General features: G+C 36.6%; 18 protein-coding genes. 5 read left to right on the top strand and 13 right to left on the bottom strand.

The features are described from left to right. Positions 1 to 68: 68 nt before the first annotated feature. Positions 69 to 872, bottom strand: coding sequence for a TrmH family RNA methyltransferase (locus QOX03_RS02345; RefSeq protein ID WP_260377508.1), 804 nt, complete (start codon positions 870 to 872; stop codon positions 69 to 71). Between the two features lie 85 nt (positions 873 to 957). Here QOX03_RS02345 and QOX03_RS02340 point away from each other — a divergent pair, with 85 nt between their 5' ends. Next, on the top strand, positions 958 to 1590 hold the full coding sequence (locus tag QOX03_RS02340; RefSeq protein ID WP_283671346.1) for an HAD family hydrolase: 633 nt from the start codon (positions 958 to 960) through the stop codon (positions 1588 to 1590). A 167-nt stretch (positions 1591 to 1757) separates the two neighbouring features. On the opposite strand, the gene QOX03_RS02335 is transcribed toward QOX03_RS02340, so the two are convergent. Further along, the gene (locus QOX03_RS02335) at positions 1758 to 2750 is read right to left on the bottom strand and encodes an aspartate-semialdehyde dehydrogenase (protein WP_283671345.1); all 993 of its coding nucleotides are present in this window, start codon (positions 2748 to 2750) and stop codon (positions 1758 to 1760) included. Between the two features lie 24 nt (positions 2751 to 2774). Then, on the bottom strand, positions 2775 to 3185 hold the full coding sequence (locus QOX03_RS02330; RefSeq protein WP_119057862.1) for a BrxA/BrxB family bacilliredoxin: 411 nt from the start codon (positions 3183 to 3185) through the stop codon (positions 2775 to 2777). Positions 3186 to 3382: 197 nt separating this feature from the next. Between QOX03_RS02330 and rnpA the strand changes: the two genes are divergently transcribed. Then, positions 3383 to 3763: a ribonuclease P protein component gene (gene rnpA / locus QOX03_RS02325; protein ID WP_283671344.1), complete on the top strand. Its 381-nt coding sequence runs from the start codon at positions 3383 to 3385 to the stop codon at positions 3761 to 3763. Positions 3764 to 3799: 36 nt separating this feature from the next. Here the strand turns inward: rnpA and QOX03_RS02320 are convergent, their stop codons facing one another. From QOX03_RS02320 to ahcY, 4 genes are all read right to left on the bottom strand, one after another. Next, on the bottom strand, positions 3800 to 4582 hold the full coding sequence (locus QOX03_RS02320; RefSeq protein WP_119057861.1) for a succinate dehydrogenase/fumarate reductase iron-sulfur subunit: 783 nt from the start codon (positions 4580 to 4582) through the stop codon (positions 3800 to 3802). 9 nt (positions 4583 to 4591) lie between these two features. Next, positions 4592 to 6607, bottom strand: a complete 2016-nt coding sequence (locus tag QOX03_RS02315) for a fumarate reductase/succinate dehydrogenase flavoprotein subunit (RefSeq protein ID WP_119057860.1) — start codon at positions 6605 to 6607, stop codon at positions 4592 to 4594. 10 nt (positions 6608 to 6617) lie between these two features. Continuing rightward, entirely contained in the window at positions 6618 to 7301 is a 684-nt protein-coding gene (locus tag QOX03_RS02310) for a succinate dehydrogenase cytochrome b subunit (RefSeq protein WP_283671343.1), read from the bottom strand. Between the two features lie 111 nt (positions 7302 to 7412). Further along, entirely contained in the window at positions 7413 to 8726 is a 1314-nt protein-coding gene (gene ahcY, locus QOX03_RS02305; RefSeq protein WP_283671342.1) for an adenosylhomocysteinase, read from the bottom strand. A gap of 69 nt (positions 8727 to 8795) precedes the next feature. On the opposite strand from ahcY, the gene QOX03_RS02300 reads away from it, so the two are divergent. Then, entirely contained in the window at positions 8796 to 9422 is a 627-nt protein-coding gene (locus tag QOX03_RS02300; protein WP_283671341.1) for a 4'-phosphopantetheinyl transferase family protein, read from the top strand. Positions 9423 to 9652: 230 nt separating this feature from the next. On the opposite strand, the gene QOX03_RS02295 is transcribed toward QOX03_RS02300, so the two are convergent. The 6 genes from QOX03_RS02295 to QOX03_RS02270 all read right to left on the bottom strand — a co-directional run bounded on the left by QOX03_RS02295 (position 9653) and on the right by QOX03_RS02270 (position 18589). Continuing rightward, positions 9653 to 10219: a DUF2892 domain-containing protein gene (locus QOX03_RS02295; RefSeq protein ID WP_283671340.1), complete on the bottom strand. Its 567-nt coding sequence runs from the start codon at positions 10217 to 10219 to the stop codon at positions 9653 to 9655. A gap of 203 nt (positions 10220 to 10422) precedes the next feature. Further along, positions 10423 to 11487: an FISUMP domain-containing protein gene (locus QOX03_RS02290; protein ID WP_283671339.1), complete on the bottom strand. Its 1065-nt coding sequence runs from the start codon at positions 11485 to 11487 to the stop codon at positions 10423 to 10425. 458 nt (positions 11488 to 11945) lie between these two features. Further along, positions 11946 to 12602: an alpha/beta hydrolase gene (locus tag QOX03_RS02285; RefSeq protein WP_283671338.1), complete on the bottom strand. Its 657-nt coding sequence runs from the start codon at positions 12600 to 12602 to the stop codon at positions 11946 to 11948. A 128-nt stretch (positions 12603 to 12730) separates the two neighbouring features. Continuing rightward, entirely contained in the window at positions 12731 to 14869 is a 2139-nt protein-coding gene (locus tag QOX03_RS02280; protein ID WP_283671337.1) for a prolyl oligopeptidase family serine peptidase, read from the bottom strand. A gap of 95 nt (positions 14870 to 14964) precedes the next feature. Continuing rightward, positions 14965 to 16158 carry an ADP-forming succinate--CoA ligase subunit beta gene (gene sucC / locus QOX03_RS02275; protein ID WP_119058236.1) on the bottom strand — a complete coding sequence of 398 codons (1194 nt, stop codon included), beginning with the start codon at positions 16156 to 16158 and terminating at the stop codon, positions 14965 to 14967. Between the two features lie 400 nt (positions 16159 to 16558). Continuing rightward, complete coding sequence (locus QOX03_RS02270; protein WP_283671336.1) at positions 16559 to 18589, bottom strand: TonB-dependent receptor plug domain-containing protein; 2031 nt, start codon at positions 18587 to 18589, stop codon at positions 16559 to 16561. A gap of 109 nt (positions 18590 to 18698) precedes the next feature. On the opposite strand from QOX03_RS02270, the gene QOX03_RS02265 reads away from it, so the two are divergent. Together QOX03_RS02265 and QOX03_RS02260 are read left to right on the top strand one after the other, a co-directional pair. Beyond that, positions 18699 to 19355 carry a metal-dependent transcriptional regulator gene (locus tag QOX03_RS02265; protein ID WP_283671335.1) on the top strand — a complete coding sequence of 219 codons (657 nt, stop codon included), beginning with the start codon at positions 18699 to 18701 and terminating at the stop codon, positions 19353 to 19355. 351 nt (positions 19356 to 19706) lie between these two features. Beyond that, a complete protein-coding gene (locus QOX03_RS02260; RefSeq protein WP_283671334.1) occupies positions 19707 to 21110 on the top strand; it encodes a TolC family protein in 1404 nt (467 codons plus the stop codon). Positions 21111 to 21120: the final 10 nt, after the last annotated feature.

The following is a 21120-nucleotide window of genomic DNA, read 5'->3' as shown; positions in this document are numbered from 1 at the left end:
GTTTTTGTTTGAATATAAAAATTGCTCTCTTAGGAAAGAGAGCAATTCTTTTTATTTAAATTTTTTTTTTAAGGCTTAGAAAAATTAATTTGTCTCCAAGTCTCGTACAGGCAAACAGCTACGGCATTACTTACATTCAAAGAATCTACCTGCCCACTCATGGGTATTTTCACTGTTTTCACTCCTTCATCTATCCAAAAATCAGATAGTCCAAAAGATTCTGTCCCAAAAACCCATGCAACTCCTTCCGATAGATTTAAATCAAACAAATTTTGTGTATCTTCTCTTAGATAAGTAGCGTATAAGGCTAATTTTTCTCTTTTGATCCATTTCAAAAAATCTTGTGAAGTGCTATAAATCAATCGGTTTGAAAACAAAGTTCCCACGCTGCTTCTGATGACATTAGGGTTATAAAAATCTACACGCTCGTCACATATCACCACTGCATCAGCTTTTATTGCATCACAACTGCGTAAAATAGCGCCTAAATTGCCAGGTTTTTCAATCTCTTCTAGCACTACAATTATTGGCTTTGGATTTTGAATTTGATTTAATGAAAATTCTTTCTGCTCATAAATCCCTATGATTCCTCCTGTTGTCTTTCGGTAAGCTAATTTTTCAAAAACTTCTTTTGAAATTGAAACTTGATTGAAGTTATCTAAATTAAATTCATTATTAAAAATTTCTTCTACCCAATAGAAGCCTTTATTTTTGTACCCATTAGCCAATGCAAGTTGATTTTCTTGCACTCCCTCTACTAGAAATTCCTTCGTTTTTTTACGAAATTTAGATTTCTGTTGTAATTTTAGTAGATATTTAATTTGCTTGTTTTGAGAGCTTGAAATGTGCATACACAAAAATAAGTAAATCATAAATTTATTTGTATCTTTCAAAAAATTATTATTCTTATAGCTTTAAACAGTTAGATTTTTTTTTAAGGCTTAAAAAATTTTAATCATGAAAAAAACAGATTTCGATGCATTGATTTTTGATATGGACGGCACTCTATGGGATCCTTTAACACTCTACACAGCCGCGACCAATGATTTTCTAAAAGAAAAAAACATTCAAAAATCTTATACCCCACAAGAGCTCCAAAAGTATATGGGCTTAGAATCAGCCGAGTTCACACATGAAATCTTTGGGAACATTTCTGAAGAACAACAAAAGGAATGGTTTAAAGCCATTGCCGAGAAACAATACCAAAGAATGCAAGACAAAGAAGGAATTTTATTTCCATATTTGATTGAAATGCTGCAAAGATTATCAGCCGTTTATTCCATTTTTATTGTCAGCAATTGCCCAGCTAAGGGTATAGATTATTTCATGGAAAGAGCTAATATACAAGAGTTTATTACTGACACCTTTGCCTACGGTATGAATGAAAAATCAAAGCATCATAATATTCAATTGCTAAAAGACAAATACGGTTTTAAAAATGCTGTATATATTGGTGATACTGAAAAAGATGAAAAAGAAGCTAAGTTGGCTAATATTCCATTCATTTTTGTGACAATGGGCTACGGTAATAGCGAAAATTATTTTAAAAAATTTGATTCTCTCAAAGAACTTACAGAGTATTTTGCATAAAATTTGCATGAAAAAAGTATCTCAAAATCTATAATTTATTTCTAAGATTTTAATATTTAAAAGATAGACCAAGAAGAGCCTGAGAGAAAAAACATAAAAGTAGCCGTTTCTTAATTTTATTGAAACGGCTTTTTAAAATAAGGCTTTAAAATTTTTCCCTCTCTTTTTTATCCGATGATTTTTTTCTCTAGCAATTTCTCAGCAATTTGCACAGTATTAGTCGCCGCACCTTTTCTTAAATTATCAGAGACAATCCATAAATTTAACGAATTAGGTTGTGAAAAATCCCTTCTGATGCGCCCTACAAATACATCATTTTTACCCTCTGCATATTTTGGCATCGGATAAATATTTGAATCCGTATTATCTTGCAAAGTAACCCCAGGGGATTCGTTTAGAATTTTCCTCACTTCTGATTCATCAAAATCTTTTTCAAATTCAATATTTACTGCCTCAGAGTGCCCTCCCTGTACTGGAACTCGCACAGCCGTTGCTGTTACAGCAATACTCTTATCATCCAAGATTTTTTGTGTTTCGCGAGTAAGCTTCATCTCTTCTTTAGTGTAGCCATTTTCTTCAAAAATGTCGCAGTGAGGCAGTGCGTTTTTGAAAATTTCATACGGATAGACCTTGGTTGGGGTTTCACCTCTTACCTCTCCATCCAACTGGTCTACAGCAGCTTTGCCCGTACCCGTCACCGATTGGTAAGTAGACACTACAACTCGCTTTATTCCATATTTTTGGTGTAGTGGATACAGAACCATTACCAGCTGTATTGTCGAGCAATTGGGATTAGCTATAATTTTATCCTCTTTTGTCAAAATATCTGCGTTAATTTCTGGCACAATCAACTTTATACCCTCATTCATACGCCAAGCAGAAGAGTTGTCTACAACTACGGTTCCTTTTGCTGCGAATTTTGGTGCCCAATCTAAGCTTATACTCCCCCCCGCAGAGAACAACGCTACATCACAATTTTCTTCTACAGCGGCTTCTAGAGATTTCACCGTATATTTTTGGCCTTTAAATTCAATTTCCTTTCCTACAGATTTTTCTGAAGCAACAGGAATAAGCTCAGTTACAGGAAAGTTTCTCTCCTCCAGAACTTGTAGCATTTTTTCCCCTACCATTCCTGTCGCTCCTACGACGGATACTTTCATTTTTTTCTAAGGCTTTAAAAAAATTTAACAAAATTCGTTGTATGCTTGCTTTAAATTCTCTGCAATCATTTGTGGTGAATGCCCCTCAATATGGTGACGCTCTAGCATATGCACTAGCTCTCCATCTTTGAATAAAGCAACAGAGGGCGAGCTTGGAGGGAAAGGCAACATTGCCTCACGCGCCACTTTTGTCGCTTCAATATCAAATCCAGCAAAGACGGTTCCCAAGTTTTGGGGAGACTTTTCATTTGCCAAAGACAAAACCACACCAGGGCGAGCTCCTCCCGCTGCACAACCACAAACACTATTTACGACGACAAGTGAAGTACCTTCTTTTTTTAAGAATTCTTGAACTTTTTCTATCGAATCTAAATCCTCAAAACCATTCTGAGTTAATTCAGCTTTCATTGGATTTACAATTTCTTCTGGGTACATATTTTTAATTTAATTTAATTTTGAAGCAACAAAGGTACAAAAGTTTTTAATCAAGTTTTTGACTTAATTTTTTTAAGGCTTAAAAAAATATCAAGATTTAAATCTATTTTAAAGTTTATTTTACCGAATTTTCAACTCATTTAAATTAGATTTTGTAATATTGAACTTTGTTTTCCCTCATAAATTTTGATTTAAAATTGAAACATAAATTTCCTAAAAAAGAAAAACTAATTCACAAAAAACGTTTTGATTTTCTGTTTTCCGAAGGAAAGTCCCTAAAATCTCACCCCATACAAGCAATTTATTTAAGTTTAGAAATGCCTTGTTTTGCTGATTTTCAGGTGTCTAGCCATAGTGAAGTGGCTTTTGCTGTACCCAAAAGACATTTTAAAAAAGCTGTTGATAGAAATAAAATCAAAAGGAGAATGCGAGAGGCTTTTCGCTTAAACAAAAGAAAATTAAAGGGGAATTTTATTATTATTTTCATTTACAAATCTTGCTCTTATTCTGATTATATAATGGTGGAAAAAAGTATCATTCATTTACTCGAAAAAATCAATGAAAAAGCCCTTTCTTGAAAACAAAAAGGGCTTTTTTTCTAAGGCTTAAAAAATTTATTTGGCATTGACTCCACTTTCGCTGCAAACTTTTGCGCTTAAATATTCACGGTTCATACGTGCGATATTTTCAAGTGAAATTTCTTTCGGGCACTCTGCTTCGCAAGCTTCCGTGTTGGTACAGTTTCCAAATCCTTCCAAGTCCATTTGTTTCACCATATTTTGCACACGTCTTGCGGCCTCTACTTTACCTTGCGGTAGCAATGCAAATTGAGAAACCTTTGCTCCTACAAAAAGCATAGCTGAACCATTTTTACAAGCAGCTACACAGGCTCCACAACCTATACAAGCGGCTGCATCAAAGGAGCGATCTGCATCAAATTTAGGGATGGGTAAAGCATTTGCATCTACAGCGTTTCCTGTTGTATCCACAGAAATATAGCCCCCTGCTTGCTGAATTCTTTCAAAAGCCGATCGATCAACAATCAAATCCTTTATCACAGGAAAAGCTACTGAACGCCAAGGTTCTATATAAATGGTGTCTCCATCATTAAAGCTGCGCATGTGCAATTGGCAAGTGGTAATGGCGTTATCGGGACCATGAGGTCTACCATTGATGTAAAGTGAACACGTTCCACAAATACCTTCTCTACAATCGTGGTCAAAAGCAACAGGTTCTTTTCTTTCTTCTATCAGCTGCTCGTTGAGCTGATCCATCATTTCTAGAAAAGAGCTTGCTTGGGAAACATTATTTAGCTTATATGTTTCTATTTTACCTTTGCTTTGTGCGTTTTTTTGACGCCAAATTTTAAGTGTGATATTTATATTTTTATCTGCCATTATAGTTTCTTATTTATATGAACGTTGTTTCAATTCAATATAGTTAAACTCTAAATGCTCTTTATGCAATTCTTCGGTATTAATATCTGCCCCATGGTACTGCCAAGCAGCAACATAGGTGTAGTTTTCATCATCTCGCTTAGCTTCACCGTCTTCGGTTTGATATTCTTGGCGGAAATGCCCTCCTGCACTTTCATTTCTATTTAGAGCGTCCATTGCCATCAGTTGTCCTAATTCCATAAAGTCTGCTACACGAAGTGCTTTCTCTAGCTCAGGGTTAAGTTCATCTGCTGTACCTGGAACATAAACGTCTTTATAGTATTCTTCTCTCAGCTCCGCAATTTCTTTGATGGCTTCTTGCAATCCTTGAGCATTTCTGGCCATTCCAACTTTGTTCCACATGATTTGTCCTAATTTCTTGTGGAAATGGTCAACAGATTTAGTTCCGTTATTATTAATAAAATAGTTGATGCTCTCTACCACTTCTTTTTCAGCTTGCTCAAATTCTGGTAAATCTGTTGAGATTGGTCCTGTTCTAATGTCATCAGCTAAATAATCTGCCATTGTATAAGGTAACACAAAATAACCATCAGCTAAACCTTGCATCAAAGCTGAAGCTCCAAGTCTATTGGCTCCATGGTCTGAGAAGTTTGCCTCTCCCGCCACATAGCAGCCTTGTATTGTGCTCATTAAGTTATAATCTACCCAAATGCCCCCCATGGTATAGTGTACCGCTGGATAAATTTTCATCGGTGTTTCGTATGGATTTTCCGCTGTAATTTTTTCATACATTTGGAAAAGGTTCCCATACTTTTCTTCTATCCATTTTTTACCTAATTTGGTGATTTCTTCTTGTGATGGATTATGGTTTCCTAGTGAGTAAGCTACTTCTTTTCCTTTCTTTTGAATCTCTGTCGAGAAATCTAAGAAAACGCCTTCATTGGTATCGTTATTCTCTATACCAAAACCAGCATCACATCGTTCTTTTGCCGCACGAGAAGCTACGTCTCTCGGTACTAAGTTGCCAAATGATGGATATCTTCTTTCTAAATAGTAATCCCTGTCTTCTTCTGCAATATCTACTGGTTTTTTTCTTTTTTCACGAATTGCTTCAGCATCTTCTTTTTTCTTTGGAACCCAAATTCTTCCTGAGTTTCTCAAAGATTCAGACATCAGCGTTAATTTAGATTGATTAGTTCCGTGTACTGGAATACAAGTTGGGTGAATTTGCACGTAGCAAGGATTTGCAAACAAAGCACCTTTCTTATGAATTTTCCAACAAGCAGTCGCATTAGAACCCATCGCATTGGTCGATAAGAAATAAACATTTCCATACCCACCAGATGCAATCACCACGGCATGAGCTGAATGCCTTTCAATCTCGCCAGTTACTAAATTTCTAGCAATAATTCCTCTTGCTTTGCCATCTACAATCACAAGATCTAGCATCTCATGGCGATTATACATCTTAATACGCCCTAAATTAATTTGACGGTTCATTGCCGAATAAGCACCCAATAAAAGTTGTTGCCCTGTTTGCCCTTTAGCATAGAAGGTTCGCTTTACCTGAACGCCTCCAAATGAACGGTTGTCTAACAATCCTCCATACTCTCGGGCAAATGGAACTCCTTGCATGACACATTGGTCTATAATATTAACAGATTCCTCTGCTAAACGATAAACATTAGCTTCTCTCCCTCGGTAGTCTCCTCCTTTTACCGTATCATAAAATAAGCGATAAATGGAGTCATTATCTCCTTTATAATTTTTTGCAGCATTAATTCCTCCTTGGGCTGCAATTGAGTGTGCTCGCCTAGGTGAATCTTGGTAACAAAATGCTTTTACATTATAGCCTAATTCTGCTAAAGTGGCAGCAGCAGAACCTCCAGCTAAACCAGTCCCTACAACAATGATATCGATACGATCTCTATTGTTAGGTGCAACTAATCTGATATTTGCTTTATGATTTCTCCACTTTTCAGCAATATCGCCTTGTGGAATTTTTGCGTTTAATAATTCTGACATATGCTACTGCTTATTGATTTAGAAAATGATAAATTGCTATAAAAATAAATCCTAAAGGAATAATAATGGCGTAGAATTTACCAAAAGCTTTGATAACTGGTGTGTATCTTCTATGATTCGCCCCCACCGACTGAAAAGCTGACTGAAAACCGTGCGCTAAATGTAATCCTAAAAGGATAAAGGCTATGACATAAAAAGCAACACGCCAAGAAGATGCAAATTTATGCTGTAATTCCTCATAATATCTTAAATCCCCTCCTGGCAAAAGCCCTGTCATATCTCCTTGTATGTACTTGGTATTAATTTCTGGCAACCAAAAATCCGCGAAGTGTAAACCTAAAAAAATCAAAATCATAGCTCCTGTAACTACCATATTTCTAGAAACCCAAGTAGAATTCTGAGAAGAATTACTCTTCACATATCCTACAGGGCCTCGTGCTTTTTTATTTTTTATTTCTAGAACAAAACCCAATACAAAGTGAAAAACAACACCCGCAATTAATATAGGCTGAAATAAAAACTGAACGAGTGGATTGGTTCCCATAAAATGAGATGCCTCATTATATGCACTGGGTGAAATCACAGATAAAAAATTTACCAGTAAATGAACAATCAAAAACGTAATCAAGAAAAAAGCAGACAATGCCATTGCAAATTTTCTTCCGATAGATGAGTTAAATAATCCCTGAGCCATTAGTCTTTAAATTTTTAACTTTTAAATTATGGTAACAAAAATAAAAAAATGATTTTGGGTAAAAGCTGTATTTAATCATTATTGCTTAATCTGTTTTTAATCTAAATTAAATTAATATCGATATAAATCTGATTTATATGGGCCTTCTATTGGCACATCTATATATTCAGCCTGTTCTGGAGTCAATTCATCTAATTCTACGCCAACTTTAGCTAAATGTAATCTAGCTACCTTTTCATCCAGATGCTTAGGCAATACATAAACTTGATTTTCATATTGGTCAGAATTCGTCCAAAGTTCAATCTGAGCTAATGTTTGATTGGTGAAAGAATTAGACATTACAAAAGATGGATGCCCCGTTGCATTGCCTAAATTCATCAATCGTCCTTGCGAGAGTATGATAACTTCTTTACCATCAATGTTATATAAATCGACTTGTGGTTTAATTTCATCTCTGGTTTCCCCATAATTTTTATTTAGCCAAGTCATATCAATTTCATTATCAAAATGACCAATATTCCCGACAATAGCTTTGTCCTTCATCGCTTTGAAGTGTCTATCTTTAATGATATCCTTATTCCCTGTTGCAGTTATCAACAAATCTGCTTCTTTCACCGCATCATCCATTTTTTTCACTTCGTAGCCATCCATTGCAGCTTGTAATGCACATATCGGGTCTATTTCAGTCACTAAAACTCTCGCTCCTGCTCCACGCAAAGAAGCTGCCGTTCCTTTTCCCACATCACCGTAGCCTGCTACCACTACTACTTTCCCTGCCAACATCACGTCTGTTGCTCTTCGGATAGCATCTACGGCAGATTCTCTACACCCATATTTATTATCAAACTTAGACTTCGTTACACTATCATTCACGTTGATGGCAGGCATAAGTAATGTCCCCTTTTTCATTCTTTCATACAAACGATGAACTCCAGTGGTTGTTTCCTCAGAGAGTCCTTTTACCCCTTCTACCAATTCTGGAAATTGGTCTAAAACCATATTAGTCAAATCCCCTCCGTCATCCAAAATTAAATTCAATGGTTTACGCTCTTCTCCAAAGAAAAGTGTTTGCTCAATGCACCAATTAAACTCTTCCTCTGTCATACCCTTCCATGCATATACAGGAATCCCTGCAGCGGCAATTGCTGCTGCTGCATGATCTTGTGTGGAGTAAATATTACAAGAAGACCATGCCACTTCTGCCCCCAAAGTTACCAAGGTTTCAATAAGCACTGCCGTCTGTATTGTCATATGCAGACACCCAGCAATTCGGGCGCCTTTCAAAGGTTTTTTCTTGCCAAATTCTTCTCTCAGAGCCATCAAACCTGGCATTTCTGCTTCTGCCAATTTAATTTCTTTTCTTCCAAAATCAGCTAATTCAATATTCTTTACTTTATACGGAACAAAATCAGTTTTTGCATTCATATTTAATTAAATTCTTTATTTTTATATTTTATTTCACACAAATATACATAAAGTAACGCAGATACCTTTATGCCTATCATCCATCAAATCAAAGAAGAATTCACCGAAATCATTACTTGGGAGATTTCAGAAAATACTGAAGCCTTAGAAAATTTTGTGAATCTAACCCCGCCTAGACTAGCGAAATATAGGAGCTTACCCCCCAAACAAGCCAAAGAATATTTGGGAATTCGGGCTTGCCTAAAACAACTAAATGCTGACTATGATGTTCACTACACTCCAAACGGAAAACCTTACCTGCCTAGCGAGCGGCACATTTCCATCACTCATTCTTATGATTTGGTATCGGTAGGGCTTAGCCACTTTCCTATCGGGATTGATATTGAAAAAAAACGTGATAAAAAAATTCTAAATATTGAAAAAAAATTCATTCGCAAAGATGAAAACGCTTGGATGCCTAGAAATCACCAACTTACAGATTACCTGCACGTTGTATGGGGGGTAAAAGAAGGGCTTTATAAAATTAATGGTGGAAATTTATGGAATTTTTTACATCATTATTGGGTCGAACGCTTTGACATCAAAGATGAAACTTTATTTTGCTGGATTTCTGACAAAAAAAAGAGTAAAAAATATCTTGCTAAATTTAAAAAAATAAAAGAGTACTATCTCGTATGGGTTGTTGATTATCTATAACTTTAAGTGAAATTTTCATTCTTTTTTAGTTATTTAAATCTTAATTAAAATTTTTCATAAATTTGATAAGGCTTTTAATTTTTTTTAATGCATTTTTTTAAAGCCTTAAAAAATTATTTGTAGAAGACGTTTGGATTCCAGCCTCTACTTTTAATAATCCATTCCCATAAAACCATGATTGGTAGAGATGTAATGAAGTTTTAATTTTCACCCAAGCCTTTAAAAATTTTTTAGAAAAATTTACCTTTTCGGCGCATATTCGGGTTGTGCATATTGCGACCTACATTCATGCGCTTTAGCTGCTCTTCCATCATATTGATATGCTCGGTCAACATATTTTGTTTATCCTCGCTTTTTGCTTCAGCCAACCACTTCTTCGCTTCATTTTTTCGTCCTCCAGACATTGCTCCTGCTGCCAAGTTCAATTTTGCCATCGCTCGGTCATGCGCAAAAGAAAGCCCGTAGTCTAAAGCTTTTTTCATATGATTTACGGATTCTCTCAGATGATCTTGCCCTAATGTAATGCCATTCATGAAATGGTAATAGCCCATTTGTTTTTTTACCAATTGCTTATCAGGATTCGTAATTTTACTTAGCCATTCTCTGGCTGCTGGTAAATTTTGCTTTCTCATTTGCCAAAAAGCCAACAGAATATATTCATTTCTAAAGTAGAAGATCACCGGGAATACCGCCAATAAACTCACCAACACACCCCAGCCATACTCTCTCTCAGAAAACAAATATCCTGCGCCAACCACCAGCAGAGTAGCTAAAGTAATTTTTATGTTTTTGTGCATACGTTTAATTTTTACAAATATAAAACTATACCTCGAAATTCACCAATCTCTACAGCTATAAATGAAGTTTTCTAAACGTTTAATTTTTCACCAAGACTTTTTGTAGCCTTAATTTCTTAATAAAAATTTTTAATGAAATAAAAAGCATTAAACTAAAAAAAGCTATAAAAAAAATAGCCCTCCTTACGGAGGGCTAAAAAGCTTTAATCTTTAATACAACGCACGCTGAACCCGTAAGTTCGGAAGGCTTTGTCGTACGTACCGCTGTAGCTACGGTTGAAGCCCATGTAGTGAGCGCCTTGATTGTTGTCAGCAGAGCTACTCCAGTAGTACCCGTTAGTATCTTTTTTTCGCAGTGTCCCATTGTCATAGCGATGGTAGCTAGCAATTGCAAGGTTTGGTAACTTAGCCTGTGTAAACATTTGATTAGCAGCAACTTCAGAACTGTAACCCGTTACAGCCTGATGAAATTCCTGCCACTCCTGCACAGTCGGAACATGGTAACCTAACGGGCAAGGGTTATTAACTTTGCCTGCTTGCCACAAGTTAAGGTCTGATGAAGGATTATTTTCCACCCAATGACCATCGCTAGAAGTAATAAACTTCCCTGCTGAATTGCCTGTGTATGTCCAACTTTGGGCTTTGTTTGGGGTAATTGGTTGCCTCCTAAGCTCATGCCCATCACTCGCTCTCTGCCATTGGTATAATGAACCATGGGTTCTATCATCTCCAAGGGCATCTTCGCCTGTTTTACTAACGGCCAAATCAAAATTAGGGCTATTTATGTTGGCGTATTCTGCACCAAGGTTGAGGTTGAGCCATGTTTTATTATAATTAGTACCAGTTACAGTTATGGCACAATACACAAAATCATGCTTGCCGTCGACACCAAATAATTTATCAAAAATTATGTTTTCTGGTGCACATTGTTTGATTTTATTGATGATATCATCTGCTTTGGCTGGCTGCTTATCTCGGATGTGCTTTATTTTACCCTCATTTGCTAATTCCAATTTAAGCCTTGAAATCTCTCTTGAAAGGCTTGTGCGCTTCACCTTTTGATCTTTTTCATCCCAAACTAAAAACCATTGGATAGATTTTTCCTCAACATCTTGTATGCGCAAGTCTCCTTCTATGCGCAGGTCTCCTTTTTGGTTGTCTTTTTTTCTGATGTCTAATGTCGCCTCTGGAGCATCTGTGTTAATGCCTACTTGGGCGGTGACCGCTACCGCTGATAATACGGCTAAAGAAAATAATAATTTCTTCATTTGTTTTAATTTTTTGGTTAATATTTTATTGATTTATTCTTTGTCTTAATTAAATTTTTGCTGTTTTTTTGCAACTTTTTTTTGCTTCTTCATTTAGAAAGAGCCCCAACCCGTGAGGCTCTTCTTTTTGAAGAAATTACTACTTTCACACAGGTGAAAATAGAAAAACCGCACAAGATTTTCTTGCACGGATTTGCGGTTCGCTCCCGCGGGGAAGCAAAAAATTATTATAAGTTATTGATAATGAGTTGTTTAGCTCATTACTTGTGTGTGTGTTTATACTTTATTTTGAAACTCACAAATTTCATTTATTAAAATTTCGTTATTTTTTTGTTAAAATTTTCCGTTGAGATTTTTCTCTTTTCTCAACCTGCCCGCAAATGTATTTCACGTTTTTGAATTATGCAAATTTATTTTTTTTTGAGGCTGGGGATTTTTTTTAAAGACTTTAGAAATTTTTATTTCCTTTCTTGAATCCATGCTAGTAAATCATAGAAATTTTGTGGCACCAGTCCGTGTCCGCTTGGGTACTCTTCATAGCGATGCTCAATGTTTAGGCTCCTAAGCAGTTGAGGCGTTTTTCTTGCCCAATCGATGGGGATTACGGTATCTTCTGTTCCGTGTGAAATAAAATAGTCTAACTTGCTGAAATCTTTTTTAGCTACTTCACCAATGATATCTTGGGCTGTATAACCGCTCAGCATAATGACTTTTTCGATATTTTCTGGGGAAGTTAATGCCAAAGCATTGCTAAGAATAGCTCCTTGACTAAAGCCACAAAGCCATATTTTTTCTGGGTTTAGTTCAAACTTTTTCACTGCTGCAGCAATGAAGTTTTTTATTTTCTCAACGGCTTCTTTGGCTTGCAAAACATCGTTAAACTTTTGCGCATCAGTAAAGTTAATTTCATACCAAGCATACCCCCCAAATGGAAGAGCTAAAGGGGCTTGTACAGAAATCACAAAGAAATCTTGTGGAAGTTCGTCGGCAAAGGAAAATAAATCTTGTTCGTTGCTACCATAGCCATGGAGCAATAGCAATAACTTCGGGTTTTGAGTATTTCCTTTGGCACAACGTGCTAAATAATTGAGTGGTAAATCGGTTTGTAATTTCACTTTTTTCTTTTTACTTTTTAAGCCTTGGGAAAAATTTCTCAAGGCTTAAAAAAAATTAATATTTATTCGTTTTTTTAGTAGAGATTAAACAGAATTTCTTTTTGTAGGAAAGTCCGTTTGCCACTCCACTACTTTTGTAAATCTTCAATTCCCATTTGGTCGAGAGCGAAAGACATTGCATCGGTATACTCTTCTATGATGAGTTCTGTGGGTTTCCCCGCACCATGGCCAGCTTTGGTCTCGATACGAATAAGCGTCGGATTTTCACATTTTTGTTTATCTTGCAATTCACTCACAAATTTATAGCTATGAGCAGGCACCACGCGGTCATCATGGTCGCCAGTGAGTACTAAAGTTGCGGGATAGCAAACATCCTTTTTTACATTATGCACAGGCGAATAAGATTTCAGGTATTCAAACATTTCTACGCTGTCTTCTGCTGTTCCATAATCATAAGCCCAGCCTGCTCCTGCTGTGAAGGTATGATACCTCAACATATCTAAAACGCCTACGCCTGGCAAAGCGACTTGAAATAAATCGGGACGAATCAATTCTGTTGCTGCCACGAGTAGTCCTCCATTGGAACGCCCATCAATAGCTGTGTATTGAGGCGAAGTATAAGCGTTGGCTTGCAGATATTCAGCTGCGGCAATAAAATCATTGAATACGTTTTTCTTTTGCATTTGAGTTCCCGCTTTGTGCCATTCTTTCCCGTATTCTCCGCCTCCACGCAAATTAGCTACGGCATAAATTCCTCCGTTTTGTAACCAAACAGCTCTGCTGACATTAAATGCGGGTGTGAGACTAACGTTGAAACCACCATAACCATAGAGAATTGTAGGATTTTTACCGTTGCGTTTTAGCCCTTTTTTGTAACTGATGGTCATGGGAACTTTGGTGCCGTCACTAGAGGTGTAAAATACCTGTTCGCTTACGTAATCATCAGGATTAAAGTTGGTTTTGGGTTGTTGATAAAGTTGTGTTTTGCCACTGATAACATCAAATTTATAAATGGAACTAGGCGTAATGTAATTGGTAAAACTGTAGTAAACTTCTTTTTCTTCTTTTTTACCTCCGAATCCACCAGCACTGCCCAAGCCAGGGAGCTCAATTTCTCTAATTTTCTTCCCTTGGTGGTTGTACTGCTCTACTTTAGACACAGCGTCTTTTAGGTACTGAGCAAAAAGAAATCCACCAGCTGTAGAAACACTAAGCACTTCTTTTTTCTCAGGAATGATATTAAGCCAATTCTCAGATTTGGGATTTTGGAAATCGACTTTTACCAAGCGATTGTTCGGCGCTTGATAATCAGTCAATAGGTAAAGCGTATCTCCTTGCGTATCTACCACACTAGTATTGGTATCAAAATTAGTGAGAATTGGGATAATTTCACTATTCTTTTCTTTTAAATCTTGGATGTAAAGTTCGCCTCCACTAGTGGATTGAGCTGCTGAGATGATCAAAAATCGTTGATCTTCTGTGACGTGCCCACCAACATAACGGCGTGGTGTTTTCTCTCCACCAAAGATTAATTCATCTTGGCTTTGTGGTCTGCCCAGACGGTGAAAATAAAGTTTATGCTGATTGGTTTTTGCCGAAAGCTCACTTCCTTTAGGCTTGTCATAAGATGAATAGTAAAAGCCTTCCTCTCCGCGCCAAGAGATTCCGCTGAATTTCACATCACGCAAAGTGTCTTCTACTTGTCTTTTTGTTTTGGTGTCTACAATGATGACTTTTCGCCAATCGGAGCCACCTTCTGAAATCTGATAAGCGGCTAGGTTTCCACTCTTTGAGAAGCTAATGCTTGAAAGTGATGTGGTGCCGTCTTTGGAGAATTGATTGGGGTCTAAAAAGACTTCGGGTGTAGCATTTTCTGATTTTTTACGATACAAAACGGAATGTTGTTGCAAACCGTCATTTTTGTAAAAATAAATCCATTCGCCTCGTTTGAATGGCGCAGAAATTTTTTCGTAATTCCATAGTTCTGTCATTTGTTTTTTGATTTCACCACGGAATGGAATCTTATCTAGATAATTGAATGTCAATTGATTTTGTTCTTTGACCCAAGCCTTGGTTTCAGTAGACAAATCATCTTCTAGCCAACGGTATGGGTCTTGAACCGTTGTGCCAAAATGTGCGTAATTGACGTTCTCTTTCTTTGTTTTAGGGTAGTTCAATGCTGAAGTTTCTGATTTTCGTTTGACTTGTTGTGTTGCACAGCTGCTTAAAATAAATAAACCTGCTATGGCAATAATATTTTTTTTCATATTTAATTTTCTATCGGCTTAGAATGTATTAATTTTTTTTAAGGCTTAAAAAAACCGCCTCTCGATGAAGCGGTTTCTATTGTTTTCTTGATTTTTTACCCTACAACTTCTTTGACTTTATCTGCTGCTTCTTGTAGGGTAATCGCTGAGTGAACTTGCAATCCACTTTCATCTATCATTTTTTTAGCTTCCTCGGCATTGGTTCCTTGCAAACGAACGATGATGGGAACTTGAATCGCATCGCCCATATTTTTGTAAGCATCGATGATTCCTTGTGCTACACGGTCGCAACGAACTATCCCGCCAAAGATGTTAACTAAAATTGCATTTACATTCTCATCTCTCAAGATAATTCTGAAAGCTTTCTCTACACGTTCTGCATCAGCTGTACCGCCAACGTCTAAGAAATTCGCTGGGCTTCCGCCAGAAAGTTTGATAATATCCATCGTTGCCATCGCTAAACCTGCTCCGTTGACCATACAGCCAACATTCCCATCTAATTTCACAAAATTTAGGCCAGCTTCTCCAGCTTCCACTTCGGTGGGGTCTTCTTCTCGTTTATCTCTCAATTCGGCTAAATCTTTGTGACGGAACAAAGCATTATCGTCCAAAGAAACTTTACAATCCACTGCCATGATTTGGTTGTCGCTGGTTTTCAGCACGGGGTTGATTTCAAACATTGAAGCATCAGATTCCACATAAGCTTTGTAAAGCGAGAAGACAAACCTTACCATATCTTTAAAGGCGTCCCCATCCACTCCAAGATTAAACGCAATGCGATTAGCTTGGAACGGGCGTAAACCTACTGCGGGATCTATGATTTCGGTAAAGATTTTATCAGGCATTTTCTCTGCCACTTCTTCTATATCCATACCTCCTTCGGGTGAGTACATAATCATGTTTTGTCCTTTGGCTCGGTCTAGTAATACCGACATGTAATATTCCTGCGGTTCGCTTTCACCTGGGTAGTAAACATCTTCCGCTATCAAAACCTGATGTACCGTTTTGCCTTCTGCTGAAGTCTGAGGTGTGACTAATTTCATTCCCAGTATTTTGCTTGAAATTTCTTTTACCTCATCCAGTGACTTGGCTAGCTTCACGCCACCACCTTTTCCTCGGCCACCAGCATGCACCTGTGCCTTGATGACATACCATTGCGTTCCTGTAGAGTCAGTCAGCCGTTGTGCCATTTTCACTGCTTCCTCTGGTGTTTCTGCTACGTTTCCACGCTGTATTTTTACACCATATTTGTTTAAAACTTCTTTGCCTTGATATTCGTGAAGATTCATGAATCAATATTTTTTTTATGTTCTTCTACAAAAATAAAGAATATCCCGCAACTTTTGGAGATTTTTGCAAAAAACATTTTGGTGGAATTAATTTTTGAAATTATTGTGTCTTTTTTTTTAAGGCTTAATTTTTTTGTACTTCGCCGCAGTGCATTTCTAAGTCGTTACGATTTCTATCAAATGCAAATTATAAGATTTTGAATTGCTGAAAGTGTTGTGATTTCAATTAGCGAACTCTTTTAGCTCATCTTCCGTTTTATGTTTATCTTGTAAAGGCGCAGGCTCGGGTTTATAACCTGAGCCTGTGACTTTTTAATTTACATACTCTGTCGGTCAGGAATTTCATTTCATTTTCTATCCTCAAAAAATAGATTCCAATTTCGTTTTTTAAAGGATGGAATTACTTTAAATTTAATCTTACTCCTAAAAAACCTCTAATCCCTTGATTGGGTGCGTAAACATAAGTAGGGTCAAATGTTAAATCATACGGGTTGTTTACACCAAGATTTTTATCAAAGGGGTCTTCTGTTCTAGCGATTAAGAATGGAATGTTTTTCGCTGGAGTCCAGTTCAGTAAGTTTTTTACTCCACCATAGATTTCAAATCCTTTGCCTATATTTTTTGTAATTTGAATGTTCTGAATGCTCCACCAAGGGGAATATTCTGGTCTTGGGTCTTTTTTGCTTAGCAAAGGTAATCGCATGGGGCTGTATAAATTTCCTGTGTAGTCTATGTTTAATCCTATTGTTCTGAATTCGTACCCGACTGTCCATGTTCCTGTGAATCGTTCGGTAAAAAGCTGTCTTGACTTCACGTTATTTTCTACACTGTAAACGTCCAATAATGTTCCGCCTGCCAAAATCTTTAGCCCAGAGGGGAAAACAAATTGTGTGTTTAGCGAAACTCCTTTAGAAACAGCATGTCCGTGTAAATTGGCATAAATGATTTTATTGGGATCTGTTTCATAATCTGGTATAATTTTATTACCAAAATGGGTATAAAATGCCATCGCATCTAGATTGATATAAGTTCCGTTATCTAAATAGAAGCTTTGAACTCCATTGATGTTTGCATTCCAAGATGTCTCTGGCTTTAATTTTTCTGTGAATATTACATCTCTTGCTCCCGTTAAAGCGGCGTGGTCTTCTGTAAAAATATTAGCTACTCTATATCCATTTCCTATACTGAATCTCAACACGGTTCTTTTATCCTCTGTATTCCACTTGTAGTTAACTCTGGGCGTGAAAATGCTGCCATGCACAGAATGATGGTCATACCTAAGCCCTGCCAATAGTGCATTCTGCGAGTTGAATTTAACCTCATCTTGAATGAAAATCCCTGGCAAATAACTGTGCTTTTGTTTACTATTATTATGAGACGTAGCTGGGGTATTATCATTATAATAGGTATAGCGGTTAGCCAAGCCTAATAATAAATCATGATTAGCTATTTTTTTATCCCAAAGTAATTGCCCAAAATAAATATTCTGCTGTGCCATAAAAGGTTCATTGCCGTAATAGCTATTTTGGTCGTGCCAACTAGCACTGAATTGCAAAGTCAAGTTCTCTGTAGTAGGTAGTTCATATTTACCAAAAAGCTCACCTCTATTGGTGTATATGCTCTCCGCGTATTTCTGGTCTCCTCCTCTGTATTTTGGCGTCCAATCCATTTCCCCGCCCCATCTATCTTCATACAAATATCTTCCTGCGATAGAGAACATTTTATTATTCGGCATAGCGAAATCCCATTTATTGAATACAGAGATTTTATGCTGCAATGTAACATCTGTGAAGTTGTCTTTATTTTTATCTATCGGTTTTTGATAATTGAAATAGTTTACGCCCAAAAGCGTAGAAACACCCTCTTTCAAGTTTAATTTTGTCCCTAAATCCACATTATATTCCTGCCAAGTCGTGCCCATCGCATCTAGCGAAAAGCGAGGTGCTGCGTAGGCATTTTTTGTAATTACATTGATTAATCCACCCACAGCTTCAGAGCCATAAAGTGCAGATGCTGGGCCTTTCACTACTTCCACTTGTTCTATCAAGCTTTGTGGAATCCCGCTCAAACCGTAAACCGTAGAAAGCCCACTCACTATCGGCATTCCGTCGATTAACACCATGGTATACGGCCCTTCTAATCCATTAATATGTATATCTCCTGTGTTGCACACATTGCAATTCACTTGCGGCCTCACACCATTAATGTTGGCTACTGCTTCAAAAACATTAGCTACTGGATTTGCTTTGAAAAACGATGTTGAATACACCTCTACAGGCACTGAACTTTCAGATCTGGTAACGGGTTTCATCGTTCCACTCACTACAATCTCATCTAAGGTCTGTATATAGTCCAAACTATCTACCTGCGACATAGCATTTTGACTGGCAGTTACTGCTCCAACTACAAAGAGTACTTTTTTTAATTTCATAAGTATAGTATTTATTTCACATAAAAGTTAAGGTCATCAAAATTATAATAATTAGCTATACCTAACAAATATTTTTCATAAAAATGTTTATCTTTGGGAAAATAATTTTATGCCATCTGAATCTAAAGAAAATTACCTGAAAATGCTCTTTTATCTGAACCAAAAGAGCCCCAATATTGCACTTACAGAACTGAGTAACGCGCTACAAGTCGCCAAACCAAGTGCTAGTGAAATGATAAAAAAATTAGAAAAAGACGGTTTTGTGGCATCAGAGAAGTATAAACCCATCAGACTAACTAGCAAGGGCAAAAAAGCGGCCGCTTCCATCATCAGGAAACATAGACTTTCTGAAATGTTTTTATCAAAATTCATGCAGTTTGGTTGGGAGGAAGTACATGGTATTGCGGAAGAAATAGAACACATCTCATCTGAAAAATTTTTTGATCAAATGGATAAATTATTGGGCTTCCCATCTACAGACCCGCATGGATCTCCTATTCCAAATAAAGACGGGAACATCCTGAAAAAGAATTATAAAAAATTGTCTGAATTTCCAGAAAAATCTACGGTAATTTTAAAAGGCTTAAAAGATAGTTCAAGTGACTTCCTAAATTATCTTAATAAAAAAGACATTCAACTCAACACAAAGATTTTTATTGACGAAATAGAGCCTTATGATCTCAGTTTCACCGTATCATATAAAGATAGAAAAATGGAAGTTTTGAGTCTGGCTATTTGCGAAAAATTATTAGTCATTTCTGAATAAAAACAAAATCAACATCTACTACCTGCAAGCTGCTCCAAGTCTACTGAAATACCAATAAATTTTTCTTTCACCGCAAAATTCTATCTTATTTTGTGCATATTTAAATTTTAAAACAATGACTTTCAAACTAAATCCATTGATGAAAATATTCTGGATTGTTACAAGGAATTACATCTAAAAGCCTGTTTAAATTTCACTCCATAAAGATTATTAGCTAATAATTTCACCATACTAGAAGACGGTCTTAAATCCTGTTTTCGCTCTTCATTTAAACCACGAGATATTTTTTTGATATTTATCAAATGTTTTACGTTTAAGAATAGATACATTTGCCACTCAAATTAAATCAGAATGAAGGTATTTAAAAATATTACTTGTTTGTTTCTTGTATTCCCAGTCTTTCTGAAAGCTCAGATTGCCCCTACACTGCAAGAACTAATTGATGCTGCACTGAAACAAGATGCTACAATAGAACAACAGAAGCTGAGTATAGAAGAAATTGAACTGGAACAGGAAAAATTGAAAGACCTATTTTTGCCGAAAATTGAACTTTCAGGCAAGTACGGATACACTTATAACTCTGCACATATCACCGTTCCAGGCTTTAACGTTCCAGCTATTCCTCCTGTTTTCCCCGGCGCCAAAATTTCAGAGAAAAATAATGCAATTCATATTTCTGGCTTCTTGCTAAACACTAAAGCTGAAGCAAGTGTTTTGATTTATTCTGGCGGAAAAGTTAAGTTCCTTGCTCAAGCTTTAGGCGAAAAAGAACTTTCTCACCAAGCTTTGCTGAATAAAAGTGAGGATGAAGTCGTGACAAAAATTATAGAAGTTTATGATTTATTCGCTCTAATGCAAGCGAGTAAAAAAGTTTTAGACGAGTCTAAAAAACGACTAGAAGAAAACAAAAAAACGGCAGATAAGGCATTGAGTTATGGGCTAATCACCGCCTATGACCACAAGAAAATAGAATTGGCTCAAGCTACGTTGGATTCTAAAATGGTGGAGTATGAAGGGAAAAAGGAATTAGTGATTTCACAAATGCAAATACTCACTGGGATTGAGCGGGAGCGTATTACTGCCATTCAGCCTGATTTGCAACCCATTAATTACCAAACTTGGAGCAATTCTATAGAAAATAGAGCAGAAATTCAGGCTTTGCAACATGGCATCAAAGCGGCAGAATACAAAATAAAAGCCGAAAAACAGTGGTGGCAACCCAAGGTTCAGGCAGTGGCTTCCTTGGCCCATTGGGGATTGTATGGGAATCGCATTTCTTCTTCTGAAAACATTGCTACTTTGATTCCTAAAAAATTAGATTTACAGCCTGAAAATATAAATTTATTTCCTGCATTTCAAGTAGGGGTCGGGTTTAAATGGGATATTTTTGATGGAAAAGAAGGCAAAACTGCTACCAAAAAAGCTGAAATCGATAAGGCAATCTTGGAAAGTAAAAAAGCTGATGCGATGAAAAAATTAAATTTAAATCTGCAAAATAACCAGACAAATTACAATATAGCCAAAGCCCAAATTCAACTGAAAGCTAAAGCTAAAGAAATTGCAGAAAACGCTTTGAAACAAGTGGAAAAAGAATTTCGGTATGGTTTAAAGAAATCTGTGGATTTGGTGGAGGCCGAAGATGATTTAGAAAAAGCAGAATTGGAATATCAAACCGCAATTTTCAATCAAAGAAGAGCTGCTATTGAATTAATGAAATCAGTACAAGATTTGAATGTTAAAAATTTATATGAATAAATACACCACC

The sequence above is a fragment of the Candidatus Ornithobacterium hominis genome, from assembly GCF_951229915.1.
GTDB lineage: Bacteria > Bacteroidota > Bacteroidia > Flavobacteriales > Weeksellaceae > Ornithobacterium > Ornithobacterium hominis.
This window is presented reverse-complemented; position numbering and strand designations above follow the sequence as displayed.